The organism is Ectothiorhodospira magna, assembly GCF_900110965.1.
In the GTDB taxonomy this organism is placed as follows: Bacteria; Pseudomonadota; Gammaproteobacteria; order Ectothiorhodospirales; family Ectothiorhodospiraceae; genus Ectothiorhodospira; species Ectothiorhodospira magna.
This window is the reverse complement of the sequence record NZ_FOFO01000012.1, coordinates 1-12120: the sequence shown is the minus strand read 5'-3', so window position 1 is coordinate 12120 and position 12120 is coordinate 1. Positions and strand designations below refer to the sequence as shown.

Below are 12120 nucleotides of genomic sequence, written 5' to 3'. Positions count from 1 at the left end.
TCATCCTCGTTGTTGATCGGGTTCAGGATACGGCGGGGCATCCTCGCCCACCAGAACAGGCTTTCCGTCTTCCCAGAACACGGCATACTCCCCAAGCCGTCGCTTGCGTTCCAGGGCCTCCGCAACCGCAGACCGAAGGCTGTCGAGCATTTCCTGAGTATCGGGTGGCAGTTGGGTCACGACTGTGCCTCTTGGGCAAGCAGTGCCTTGGCAGGGGCGGCAGCTGCATTGTCGGGTGGCCGCCAGTCGCGCACGTCGATCTTGCCGGTGACGGCGGCGGAGATGAGGGCGGAGCGGCGTTCCCCTAGAAGCTTTGCTGACTTCTCAGCTTCTGCAATCAGAGACAAATATATAGCATCTTCACTCTTCATCTTTTCTAATATTTTTCCCTGCTCATGCAGTGGCGGTAACGCTACTGGCATTTTTGCAAACCTAGTTATATATATGTGCTTAATAGTCGTCCCGCCAGCCTCGAAAATCATTTGAGACTGGTAGCATGACGCCTGTAATAACGCACATAAGTAATCAGGATCAGCCACGCAAGCAGTTCTTATAAGTGCTACTGATTGGTTAATGCATGCAGGCCGGCCATCATGCACAGCTACACGACCTAAGGTCCCATCTTTCGTAAGCAGCAAGTCACCACGTCGAGGACGGCTCTTATCTGTGAGAAGCTTTTTAAACGCAAACTCTGAGGTACTCCGTGCTGTGTCATAAAAAATCTCACCCCAGCCAATGTCGTTGGCTGTGAGCATTTTTGGCCCGTCATCCTCTGTAGGCATAGGGTTTGTGAAGCCATAAGTTAGCTCGGAGGTGATCCAGCCGATACGTGTGAGTTCCCAATGCGCCGGCACCTCCCCCAGCCACTCCACCCCGGAGTCCTTCATCGGCACATCGGGATCAAGCCCCTTGGTGACGGCATGGGAGATCACCGCCTGGCGCTTCTCCTTGAGCAGTTCGATCAGGCGCTGCTGCTCCTCCACCAAGGCGTCGATGCGGGCGGTTTCGTAGTCGAGGAAGGCGGCGATGGTGGCCTGCTCGGTCAGTGGTGGCCAAGCAATCGTGAAATCTCTGGCAAAATCATCCGGCACCCGTTTCTGTCCGCCAGCCCCATACATGCGTGCCTCGCCAAGAAGTCGAAAAGGCCCTGAATGGACAACACGAAAAAGGAATTCGCCGGTTGAGCATTTCGGTTTTGGCCGAAGAACAGTCAATTCCGTGGTGGCGAAGCCAATACCCGACTCCAGCCCTTCCATCAAAGCGGCTTTACCGTTCTCAAAGCAAGGCGTGATCTTGGCGAAAGTGACGTCACCATCACGAACATAGGTATATCCGTCGATAACTTCTTCCAGTGGACGCACATGTTTTAAGTCAAGCGTACCGTCTTCCCCCACCGATTCCATGGGGATAAAACTGACTTTCTTATTGCCCGCTAATGATCGTGCTTCGGATTTTGACGGATTGATATCTGCTACGTACCGAATCCGCCTAACTGACCAATGCGCCGGCACTTCCCCCAACCAATCCACCCCGGAATCCTTGTACTCGGGATATTTCGGAAAACTCATTTTCGATGCTCTACAGATGAGACAGCAGGACAACTACTTGCCCGGCTGCAAATGTGCCCATGCCTCATCCTCTTCGGCTTTGGACCAATCCTCGGCCAGGGCGGCTTCGGCCAGCAGGGTCGCCTCATCGGCAGGCGGGGTGAGCAGAGTCAACAGGCCCCTGCCCGCCGGAAGTCGGGGCATCGGCTCCAGCGGTTGAATGTGGCCTTGGCTGTCGATTTCCACTTCAATCGTATGCAGCATGGATATCTCCTGAATTCCTGCGCGGGCAGGTTACCGGAAAGAAGTGATCCCCCGATTTGAGCGTCTCCAGAGCAGACTGCGGGATAGGCTTGGGGGTGTTGTGGTGTTTGTACCCGGGATATCTCGGAAAGCTCATTTGGCGTTACGCTCCAGCTCATGCAGCGCGGCTCGGGTCAGGAAGGCCGATCGGCTCTTGATGCCGTGCAGGCTCACATATTGATCGATCTGTTTCACCACACGGCCAGGCAGGGTGACGTTGACCTTTTCCGTCTTGCCCAGATAGGGGGTGATGTCGATCTCGACCAACCCCCATCCCCAGCCGGCGAACTCGGGGTTCTGGCGGTGCTCGGTGATATTCCCGGGCATGGGAATCGCCTTCCCCGCCGAGGCGAGTTCTTCCAACTGGATATGCGCGACTTCGACGGCCATCTCATAGGCCTGCTCTACAGTATCGCCGGCGGTGATCGCACCGGGAATATCCGGGAACACGATGCCGGTGGCGGTGTGCTCGTCACCCCATTCGATGGCGATGGGATACTGCATACTCTCTCTCCTGCACAGGGGAAACCTGGACGCGAGGCTACTTCAGCCCCGCTTGCTTCAGGATGCTGTTGACGGTGCCGATGGGCAGGTCTTTCTTCGGGTGTGGCACTGGAATCGATCCGGGCCTGGTTGGATGCTTGAAGACGTGATGACTGCCCTTGATACGGTCGAGATACCAGCCGTCAGCTTCCAGTGCCTTGATCAGGTCTCTGCTCTGCACCGCCATGCTCCTTTCCCAACACTACCATGTAAACATGCCTCTGGGGTTATGTTCCCTCAACGAAATGACAACCCATGGCTCACGCCGACAGCGCCTCAATCATCCGCTTGATCCGATCCGTGCAAGCCTTCAGGTCCGCGTCAATCTCTTCCAGCGGGCGGGGCGGGGTGAACGTGTAAAAATGCCGGTTGAAGGGGATCTCAAAGCCGACAATGCCGATCTCCCCGTCCAACGGGTCGCGCTTGCCCTCGTCAATCCAGGCATCGGGGACGTGGGGCTTCACCTCCCGCTCGAAGTAGTCGAACACGGATTCCCCCAGGGGCACGTTCTCATTGTCCCGCAGGCTGGTGTCCGGCTCCGGATTGCCCTGGTTGTCGGTGCAGATGCTCCCCTCGGGGTCGCGCTCGGACAGGGCGCCCAGGATGGCCTTCATCACGGGGGCGCCCAGTTTCAGGTCCAGGGCCTTCAGTGCCGCCTTGAGATCCTTGAGGAAAGCATCGCGGTTGGTGTAGACCCGTTCGGCATCCAGCCGCTCGCAGGCGGCCTGGATACCCAGGCGGGTGGTGCCATCGAGCTTCTGGATCGGCTTTTCCTCCAGCAGTCGCTGGATGCGCTCCGGGCTGGCCTGAAAATTCAGCCGCAGCGGACGTTCCACGGTGATGCGCCGGTAGCCGAAGGCCTCCACCGGGAAGATCCGGCTTTCTTCCGCCTCCCCAAAGGCGCCATACAGGCGCACGATCTCGTTGATGTCGCCATCGGCCACATACTGGCGCTTGCTGCCCAGGGACTTGCGCATCTTGCTGGCTCGACCGGTGGCGTTGATCAGTTGCACCTTGCCCCGGCGCTCGGCGGGCTTGTGGTTGGAGAGAATCCACACATAGGTGGCAATGCCGGTGTTGTAGAACATATCGGTGGGCAGGCCGATGATGGCCTCCACCAGGTCGTGCTGCAGCAGGTAGCGGCGGATTTCCGATTCCCCGCTGCCGGCTCCCCCGGTGAACAGGGGTGAACCGTTGAGGATGATGCCGATGCGTGACCCACCCTCCTGGCGGGGGCGCATCTTGCTCACCAGGTGCATCAGGAACAGCAGGGAGCCATCGGACACCCTGGGCAGACCGGGACCGAAGCGCCCATCAAAGCCCTTCTGCGTGTGCTCGTCGGTGATCGCCTTCTGGACCTTCTTCCATTCCACGCCAAAGGGAGGATTGGAGAGCATGATATCGAAGCGTTCGCCCGCCAGCTGGTCGTCGGAAAGGGTGTTGCCCAGTTTGATCTGCTCCACCGCCTGGCCCTTGATGAGCATGTCCGCCTTGCAGATGGCGTAGGACTCCGGGTTGAGTTCCTGGCCATGCAGGGAGACGGTCACCCCCTGACTGACCTGTTGGATGTATTCGTCGCTCTCGGAGAGAAACCCCCCGGTGCCTGCCGTGGGGTCATAGACGGTGATGATCCGGTGGGGTTGCAGCCGGTCTTCCTGGCCGGTGAGGACCAGGGAGGTGGTCAGGTGCACGATGTCCCTGGGGGTGAAGTGCTCCCCGGCGGTTTCGTTGGAGCTTTCCGCGAACTTGCGGATCAGTTCCTCGAACACCAGCCCCATGCCGTAGTTGGAGAGCTGTTGCGGACTCAGGTCGATGGCGGCGAAGCGCTGCACCACCTGGTAGAGCAGGTTGTTGGCGCTCAGTTGCTGGATAAATCCCTCGAACTCCAGGTGCTCGAAGATCTCCCGGGCATCCCGGCTGAACGACTGCACATAGCTCATCAGGTCATCGCCGGTCTGGGTATCGGACAATGTGCCCAGGGTCAGGGGCGAGGCATTGAAAAAGGGCTGATCCGCCGCCCGCAGCAGCAGCTTATCGCGCACCGGGTCGGGTTTGCTCTGGTGTTCCTGGGCGGCGCTGAGCACGTTGGCCCGGGTGGGTTCCAATACACACTCCAGGCGCCGCAGCAGGGTGAAGGGCAGGATGATGCGACCGTACTGGGACTGCTTGAAATCCCCGCGCAGCAGGTCCGCCACGGACCAGATGAAGGCGGCGAGTTGGGTGTGGTTTTCGGTGTTCATGGCACGTTTTCCCAGGGCTTTCCCCGGCAACCTGGGGCCGGTTCAGCAGATGGTGGGAGATTGGCGGGGGGACGATCCATGTGCAATGAGAACTCCTTGGGGGTGGGATACTAGGACCGGCAATGGGTCATGGGACTGTTATGCCATACCAGCATGATTGCATCAACGCGGAACAGCCTCACCCCACCTTCACCCGGTCCTTCCCCCCAGTCTTGGCCACATACAGCGCCCGGTCTGCCCGCAGGAACAGATCCTCGGCCCGCTCTCCCGGTCGCAGGGTCGCCAGGCCGATGCTGACCGTGTGAGTGGCCATGTCCTCGTCCAGGGGGCTGGGCATCCGGGCCACGGCCTGCCGCAGCCGCTCGGCAATCTGCCGCCCGGTGGTGTCATCGGCACCGGGCAGCAGGGCCACGAACTCCTCGCCCCCATAACGGCAGACCGTATCCCCCCGGCGTACCGTGTCGGCCAGTACATGGGCCATGCGGATCAGTACCTGATCCCCCTGCTGATGGCCATGGGTGTCGTTGATCTGCTTGAAGTTGTCAGCGTCGATGATGACCAGGGACAGTGGCGCACTTCTCTGGTGGGCGGTGGCCACGGCTTCCGGCAGCAGGCGTTCCAGATGGCGCCGGTTGTACAGACCGGTGAGGGCATCGGTCTGACTCACCCGTTCCAGATGCATCCCCCGGCGGGCCAGGGCTTCCCGCTCTGCCTGCAAGACCCGGATGCGCCAGGCCAGGGCCAGGGACATCATGATCACCTCCAGGGCCGATCCCACTTGAATGGCGTAGTAGGTCAACGTCGTATTGGGTTGCAGGCCCAGGGCGGCGAGGATGAACAGCAGGGCGCCCAGGATCATCACGGCCCAGGCCAGCAGCAGGTACAGGGCCGGGCGGAACCGGTGGCGCCATAGGCTGCGCACCGTGACACCGATCACCAGGACGATGATCAGCAGCAGGCTCAGGGAGAAGAATAATACGCTGAACGAGGCGTCCATCAGATGCAGGAGGATGCCGATCACCGGCAGCCCCTTGGCCAGAAGCAGCCAGCGGTCCCAGACCGGATCACGCTGGCGGGTGAGCAGGAAACGACGACAGAATCCCAGCACGAACACCGACAGCAGCGCCAGACACAGGAACATGAGCAAATGGGTGGTCTGAGGTGTGACCGTGGGCAGTAATTCCAGGTGCAGCCCTCGCTGGAACAGGAAGTAGCCGGCGGTGGAGAGCACAAAGCCGATGTACCAGGCGTAGTTGGTATCCCGCAGGGTGATCAGCAGGAACAGGTTGTACAGGGCCATGGCCAGGATAATGCCGTGGTAAGCCCCCTGGGCCAGCCATAAGCCGGTGGCCTGGGCCTGATGCCCTTCGTGGGTCTGGATCTCGGCATGGAAACGCAGGCTCTGGATGGTCTCCACCCGCAGCAGGCAGTGGCTGGCCGGGGTATGGGCGGGGATCTGGAATCGATGCCGCCAGGCGGGACGGAGTTGACCCTCCCGATCCACGGCCCGATGCCGAGGGACGGTTTGCCACTGGCCGTCCTGGTCAAGGATGAACAGGGTGACCGACTCGAACAAGGGGTTGTCCAAGGTCAGCAGGCGGGGGCGTGCGTCCAGGTCATCGAGGGCGAAGGCGACCCAGAGGACGCCGGGTTGAATGCCCAGGTTGAAGGAGGTGGCCCGAACCGGCAGGAAATCGGGCTGGCCATCCCTCAGCAGGGACTCGGGCCGGGTATGGCCGGCGTTGTCCAGATACACGTGACTGCCGGGGGCCAGGGCCAAGCGTTCCTCGCCGCTGACCTGAAGCGGAGCAGGCCAGGAGGCCCAGGCCGCAATGGTGGGGCCGGACCAGAAAAGTAGCAGGATGGCGGGGATGATGATCCAGGCCAACGGGAACCAGGATCGGCCACCGGTTCCTGGTGGGGGCGGTGGAATGGTGCAGGCGTGTTGGGGACCGTACCAATGGCCACGATCCATGTGTAGGGGCACTCCGTGTGGTGGAGGGGATGACGTTATTGCTTGTGGGGTAGTTTACCTGCTTTTTTTCACGCGCTCACCCATCGGTCGTCCATGATGGGCCTTTGAGCCAGATCACCGCCGCCGTCCTCCCTTGGGCTTGAACCCCACCGGCTTTCCGGCAATCCACTGGACAAAGGCTCGAACGTCGGGATGGTCCCGCAGGGCTTCCAGGGTGTTGTATTCCCGCTCCAGGGTTTTTTCGTCCAGAACCCGATGGATCTGGCTGTGACAAGGGCGGCAGATCCAGATGACCCGCGTCCGAACCTCCGCCCGGTCGAACAGTCGTTTGTTGCGCCGGTTGTGGTGTCGGGTTTTTGGGATCAGATGATGCCGGGTGAGCACTTCCGCCCGGCCACAGAGTTGGCAAAGGTCTGGCATGAGTTGGGCGCCTTCTAATCCTCCGACTGTAGCCATTCCCGCAACCGGGTCCCGCGTTTGCGGCTCGATGCATTGCGTACCGCCATGGCCACCGCCTTGGGTTGTCCCACCAGGACCACCAGGCGCCGCCCTCGGGTGACGCCGGTGTAAAGCAGATTCCGCAGCAGCATGGGGTAGTGCTGGGTCAGTACCGGGATCACCACAGCCGGATATTCAGACCCCTGGGATTTGTGGATGGTGACCGCATAGCCGGGAACCAGGCCATCCAGTTCGCCGAACCCATACACCACACTGCGGCCCTCGAAACAGACGCTCAGCTCCTGCTCATCCAGATCCAGGGCTTGTCGCCGGAAGGGCTTCACGGATTCAGAAATCCGTGTGGTAGGGGGGAGATGACATTATTGGCTGTGGGGTAGTTTGCACAATTTTTTTATGGTGCGCTCGGCCATGATGGGCCTATCAAGGGTGGTGGCGGAGTCAGTGAGCTGCGCCACGCGCTGCCTGGGCGTGGTAAGAGTCATGAAGGCGCCTAATGCACGGATACAGCGGGCAAAGGCAGGGTAAGCTTGAACGTGGAGCCTACCCCCGGTGTGCTGTCAAGGTCCATTTCCCCGCCGAGCAGATCAATCAGTTCGCGCACAATTGTAAGCCCCAGGCCAAAGCCTTTCTGCTCACCCTCATAGCCACCCCGGTCAAAAGCGTTGAAGATCCGCTCCTGCCGTTCCGGCGAAATCCCCTCTCCGGTGTCACTGACCAGAAAGGTGACCCGATCATCCTGCCCCTGGGCATGAACCTTCAGGTCCACACGGCCCTCCTTCGTGTACTTGATGGCATTACTCACCAGATTGGAGAGCAACTGGTCCAGCTTGGTGGCGTCCCCAGTGACCCACTCTGGCACTGCAGGATCTATAAAAATCTCCAGTGCCAAACCGCGATCCCGGGCCAATTCATGATAATTTTGAAATTGCCACTCAATCGTCTCATGCAGGTTGAAAGTTTCAGCGACTGCATGGCCCCCTCCCGCCTGAAGGCTACTCAATTCCAGGAGCGAGTCCACAAGAGCCAGTAACTTCTTGCCTGCCTGCTGGCAGTGATGCTTGTATTCCCTGCGCTTGCCCTCGGTCAGATCCGTGTCAGCTAGCAGATCCGCGAATCCCATGAGGGTGTTGAGCGGTGTACGCAAGTCATGGTTGACTGCGTTCATGAAGTGGGTTCTGGTTTCAAGCGCCTCGGCCAACACCCGCTCTGCCCGCTTCTGATCACTGATATCGAAGGAAACACCCAGGGCGGCCACCATCTTGCCCTGAGCATCACACACCGGGTGGACGGTCAAGCAAGCCGTAAAGGTGCTGCCATCACGACGCAGCAGCTCGGTCTCAACCCGGATGGGTAGGTCTTCATTCGTTGCGTCCACAGGGTCTTGAGTGTGGAGCATGGAGACATGTTGGCCGAGTAGCGCCTCACGCGAATAGCCAAACAGGGCCACCGTGCCAGGACTGACTTCCTGGATAATCAAGTCCAGATCGACCTTGATCAGGCTAACCGAGGTGGCCGCGGCAAAGATCCCCTCCAGTTCGCTTTGTCTTCTCTGGAGTTCCCTGCGCAATTGCTGCTCGGCAGCCTCCGCACGATGGCGCTCGGTGATATCCACCCCCACGGATTGGAAGTGGGTCAGCGTGCCGTGTTCATCAAAAAAAGCTCGATTGGTCCATAGCACCCAGAATGACTGGCCATCTTGGGTCGGGATGCTGTTTTCGAAGCTGCTCACCGGGTTCTCAGGTGTGAAGCCTGCCAGATGCGCCTGCGCACGTTCGCGCTGCTCCGCGGGCAAAAAGTCCAGCCAGCGCTTGCCGCACACTGCTTCAGGCTGGATGCCCATGTAATGGGCGAAGGTGCGATTGGCAAAGATGATGGTGCTATCGGGCAGGTAGCGCTCGATCAGTAGTGATTGGTTTTCAATCAGATCCTGGTAACTGAATTCGTGCTCAGCCAGTTGGCGCAGGAGGACGCGCTGTTCGCTCATATCCCGCAGCGCCCCCCGCACGGTGACCGGCTTGCCCGCCGAATCAAAGCCAGATAGCTCATAGGTCATGGGTGACCAGATCAAGTCACCCGTGGCTGGATGGGTCACCCAGTGACCGATAGGACCGATACGCTCTGTCTGTTCGAGGCGATGCAACGCCACCTCTTGCGCCTTTCCTTGCTCCACCTGATCGGTGACATCCTCTTCCATGCCCACCATGATCAGGGGCTGTCCCTGAGCATCGCGCTCAAAGCGCCCGCGCGAGCGCAGATAACGTGTGGAGCCATCAACATGGCGAATTCGATAGCCCCAATCCCATGGCTCACCGGGGTTTGCCAGCGCCTGCTGGATGTTTTGCTCCAGCAGATCGCGATCCTCGGGATGGACATGCGCCTCACGAAGCGCTCGGATATCAGACAGGGCAGGGCCGTCCTTGGCATGACCATAGAGCGTGCGCAGACATGGATCGGCCTGGGTTTGCCCGGAGCGCAGGTTCTGCTGCCAAAACGCAAAAATCGCTCGAACGGCACAGCCCTGTTCGGTACTCGCCAGGGAGGAATCATGCAAAGATTTCATCAATCCCTCCGCAAGGAAATCCGCGCTTTCAATCGCGGGAGGAATGGCGGGGTGGCTGCGGTATCACAACTTTCGTTATAGATGTTATACCCTAACTAACTATACATTTTATGCCAGAGTCACCCCCTGCGAAGCTTGCCCATCCCGAAATGTACAATCTTCTCGGATAAAGCCTGCAGGGGCAGACTACGGTCCACCGCCTGCATCCTCACGGCTTCACGGGGCATGCCATAGACCACACTCGTAGCCTCGTCCTGAGCCAGGGTCAACGCACCAGCCTCACGCATCTCCCTAAGCCCCCGCGCACCGTCATCCCCCATTCCCGTCATGATGATCCCCAGGGCATTGCCCCCCGCACAGCGAGCCACGGAACGGAACAGCACATCGACCGAAGGGCGATGCCGGTTGACCGCCGGCCCCTGTTCTACCTTGACCTGGTACTGTGCGCCACTTCGATGCACCAGCAGGTGAAATCCACCCGGCGCAATCAGGGCCAGTCCCGGCAGCACCCGGTCACCATTCCGTGCTTCCCTGACCTCGATGTTACAAAGTCCATCCAGCCGGTCGGAAAATGCCGCCGTGAATTTCTCCGGCATGTGCTGCACGATCACCAGTCCGGGACAGGTGCGAGGCAGCCGGGTGAGCAGGACTTCAAGCGCCTGGGTTCCGCCCGTGGAAGTCCCCACGGCAACGATTTTGTCGGTGGTCTGATGCAGGGTCACCTTGTCTGGCGCAGCCACCACCGCATCTGCGGAAAATTTTGGGGGCACAGACTCCTGCCGGAGGATCATCCTGGAACGTGCATGGGCAGCCGCCCGTACAGAGCGAATCAGGTCATCCTGCGCCTCCTGCAGAAACCGCTTCACACCCAGGGTGGGCTTGGCAACGACCTCGACGGCCCCGGCAGACATGGCCTGCAGGGTGGTACTGGCCCCCTTTTCGGTGAGCGTGGAACAGATCACCACCGGCGTGGGGCGCTCCGCCATCAGCTTTTTCAAGAACGTAATGCCATCCATGCGAGGCATTTCCACATCCAGCACCAACACATCCGGCCAGTCGCGATTCATCTTCTGAAGGGCAAACAGTGGATCGGCGGCAGTCCCGATCACCTGGATATCCGGCGCCGTGGACAGCACCTCGGACAGCACTTGACGGACTGTGGCTGAGTCATCCACGAGCATGACACGGATCTTTTTCATGGATTTTTTTCCATAACCGGAACCTGTGCAGCCTCCGGCAAGGGAAGGTGTTTGAGCCAGACATCACCGGTGCGAATGTCAAACACCAATTGCCGGTGCCCCGCACCTCCAGAATGCTCTGCTTTCAGGCTCAAGCCATACTGGGCAAGCAGAGCCTTGCCCTTGATGACATTTTCTGTGTATACGCGTGTTCCCTCCCTGCACTGCCCCGTGCGTTCGTCCACAAACATGCAACCGCCACCAAAGAGCTTTGCCTCAAGTTCGTTGTGTGGACAACCAGCCTTCTGCATGGATTCAATCAGCACTTTGATGGCCTGATCTGCGAAGCGGGTTTCCTGATCCTGTCGATACACCAGAGATGAGGCGATGACGTAATGGCACATGCCGCCGATTTTTTTAACGGGATGCCAGAGTGTTACCGAAACACAGGAACCCAGCACGGTACGCAGACGGATATTGGCATCTCCAATTCTCACATCACCCGGACCCAGGAAAATATCCTGAACTGCATCATCCTGGTTCATCATGCTGCGGCCTCTTTACGGTACACTGCGGGAGCCTGCTGAACCAGATCATGCTGAATGCCATTTAAACTTTCAGAGTGACTGACAAAAAACCAGCCGCCGGGATTAAGCCGCTTCAAAACACGGGACACCACCTTCTGCTTGGTGGCCATTTCAAAATAAATCAGGACATTCCTTAAAAAAATGATGTCGAACCCACCCAAATCTGGAAGATAATCATTCAGATTTAAACGCATGAAAAAGACTTTATTCCGCAACGAAGCATCAACCAACAATTGACCGGAATGAGAGCCGATTCCCTTCAAACAATACCGCTTTAGATAGGCTTGTGGGATGCCTTCGATCCGTGACATTTCATAAAGTCCCAGACGAGCCTTGTCCAGGATGCTGGAATTGATATCGGAGCCAAGGATCTCCCATTCCATAGTGCCGAGCACATCGTCACAGACCATGGCGAGACTATAGGCCTCCTCACCACTGGAAGATGCAGCACTCCAGATTCTCAACGGGTTGGAATATCCACGAAGATGCTTTATCTTGTATTCGGGCAAAACCCGCTCTCGAAGTAATTCAAAATGCCTGGGCTCCCTGAAAAAATAAGTTTCATTGGTTGTTAGGAGATTGATGGCAATCTGAAGTTCAGGTGGGTGAGTTTTAAGCAGTTTGTAGTATTCACTGAAGTTTCCGAATTTCCCTCACGCTGCGAGCGCCAGTAGCCGTGAGATCAGGGTATTTTGTGGTGATTTTGGCGAATCCGGGCAACGGATACC

13 protein-coding genes are annotated in these 12120 nt (G+C 58.8%); all 13 read right to left on the bottom strand.

The features are described from left to right. Positions 1–180, bottom strand: a complete 180-nt coding sequence (locus tag BMX62_RS06145; RefSeq protein WP_090205980.1) for a hypothetical protein — start codon at positions 178–180, stop codon at positions 1–3. Then, positions 177–1568: a restriction endonuclease subunit S gene (locus BMX62_RS06140; RefSeq protein WP_090205977.1), complete on the bottom strand. Its 1392-nt coding sequence runs from the start codon at positions 1566–1568 to the stop codon at positions 177–179. Before BMX62_RS06140 ends, BMX62_RS06145 begins: the two co-directional genes overlap by 4 nt. A gap of 33 nt (positions 1569–1601) precedes the next feature. Beyond that, complete coding sequence (locus BMX62_RS06135; RefSeq protein ID WP_025282312.1) at positions 1602–1811, bottom strand: hypothetical protein; 210 nt, start codon at positions 1809–1811, stop codon at positions 1602–1604. Positions 1812–1943: 132 nt separating this feature from the next. Then, complete coding sequence (locus tag BMX62_RS06130) at positions 1944–2354, bottom strand: type II toxin-antitoxin system HicB family antitoxin (RefSeq protein WP_090205975.1); 411 nt, start codon at positions 2352–2354, stop codon at positions 1944–1946. A gap of 37 nt (positions 2355–2391) precedes the next feature. Continuing rightward, positions 2392–2580: a type II toxin-antitoxin system HicA family toxin gene (locus tag BMX62_RS06125; RefSeq protein ID WP_420795809.1), complete on the bottom strand. Its 189-nt coding sequence runs from the start codon at positions 2578–2580 to the stop codon at positions 2392–2394. A gap of 73 nt (positions 2581–2653) precedes the next feature. Beyond that, the gene (locus BMX62_RS06120) at positions 2654–4633 is read right to left on the bottom strand and encodes a type I restriction-modification system subunit M (RefSeq protein WP_090205972.1); all 1980 of its coding nucleotides are present in this window, start codon (positions 4631–4633) and stop codon (positions 2654–2656) included. A 178-nt stretch (positions 4634–4811) separates the two neighbouring features. Further along, positions 4812–6608 carry a sensor domain-containing diguanylate cyclase gene (locus tag BMX62_RS06115; RefSeq protein WP_090205970.1) on the bottom strand — a complete coding sequence of 599 codons (1797 nt, stop codon included), beginning with the start codon at positions 6606–6608 and terminating at the stop codon, positions 4812–4814. 114 nt (positions 6609–6722) lie between these two features. Further along, entirely contained in the window at positions 6723–7028 is a 306-nt protein-coding gene (locus BMX62_RS06110; protein WP_090205967.1) for a hypothetical protein, read from the bottom strand. A gap of 14 nt (positions 7029–7042) precedes the next feature. Beyond that, complete coding sequence (locus tag BMX62_RS06105) at positions 7043–7390, bottom strand: ATP-binding domain-containing protein (RefSeq protein WP_338011471.1); 348 nt, start codon at positions 7388–7390, stop codon at positions 7043–7045. A 167-nt stretch (positions 7391–7557) separates the two neighbouring features. Continuing rightward, positions 7558–9627 (bottom strand): sensor histidine kinase, encoded by a 2070-nt coding sequence (locus BMX62_RS06100; RefSeq protein WP_090205961.1) that lies wholly within the window; start codon positions 9625–9627, stop codon positions 7558–7560. Between the two features lie 119 nt (positions 9628–9746). Further along, positions 9747–10826, bottom strand: coding sequence for a protein-glutamate methylesterase/protein-glutamine glutaminase (locus tag BMX62_RS06095; RefSeq protein WP_090205958.1), 1080 nt, complete (start codon positions 10824–10826; stop codon positions 9747–9749). Further along, positions 10823–11353: a chemotaxis protein CheD gene (locus BMX62_RS06090; protein ID WP_090205955.1), complete on the bottom strand. Its 531-nt coding sequence runs from the start codon at positions 11351–11353 to the stop codon at positions 10823–10825. Before BMX62_RS06090 ends, BMX62_RS06095 begins: the two co-directional genes overlap by 4 nt. Continuing rightward, positions 11350–11976, bottom strand: a complete 627-nt coding sequence (locus BMX62_RS06085; protein WP_274377159.1) for a CheR family methyltransferase — start codon at positions 11974–11976, stop codon at positions 11350–11352. The genes BMX62_RS06090 and BMX62_RS06085 overlap by 4 nt, the downstream gene beginning before the upstream one ends. Positions 11977–12120 lie beyond the last annotated feature (144 nt).

Bases quoted from the DNA above. Each gene is read 5' to 3' on its own strand.
- BMX62_RS06130 (WP_090205975.1), bottom strand. From the start codon at position 2,354: ATGCAGTATCCCATCGCCATCGAATGGGGTGACGAGCACACCGCCACC.
- BMX62_RS06090 (WP_090205955.1), bottom strand. From the start codon at position 11,353: ATGATGAACCAGGATGATGCAGTTCAGGATATTTTCCTGGGTCCGGGT.
- BMX62_RS06115 (WP_090205970.1), bottom strand. From the start codon at position 6,608: ATGGATCGTGGCCATTGGTACGGTCCCCAACACGCCTGCACCATTCCA.
- BMX62_RS06120 (WP_090205972.1), bottom strand. From the start codon at position 4,633: ATGAACACCGAAAACCACACCCAACTCGCCGCCTTCATCTGGTCCGTG.
- BMX62_RS06110 (WP_090205967.1), bottom strand. From the start codon at position 7,028: ATGCCAGACCTTTGCCAACTCTGTGGCCGGGCGGAAGTGCTCACCCGG.
- BMX62_RS06095 (WP_090205958.1), bottom strand. From the start codon at position 10,826: ATGAAAAAGATCCGTGTCATGCTCGTGGATGACTCAGCCACAGTCCGT.
- BMX62_RS06140 (WP_090205977.1), bottom strand. From the start codon at position 1,568: ATGAGTTTTCCGAAATATCCCGAGTACAAGGATTCCGGGGTGGATTGG.
- BMX62_RS06125 (WP_420795809.1), bottom strand. From the start codon at position 2,580: ATGGCGGTGCAGAGCAGAGACCTGATCAAGGCACTGGAAGCTGACGGC.
- BMX62_RS06135 (WP_025282312.1), bottom strand. From the start codon at position 1,811: ATGCTGCATACGATTGAAGTGGAAATCGACAGCCAAGGCCACATTCAA.
- BMX62_RS06100 (WP_090205961.1), bottom strand. From the start codon at position 9,627: ATGAAATCTTTGCATGATTCCTCCCTGGCGAGTACCGAACAGGGCTGT.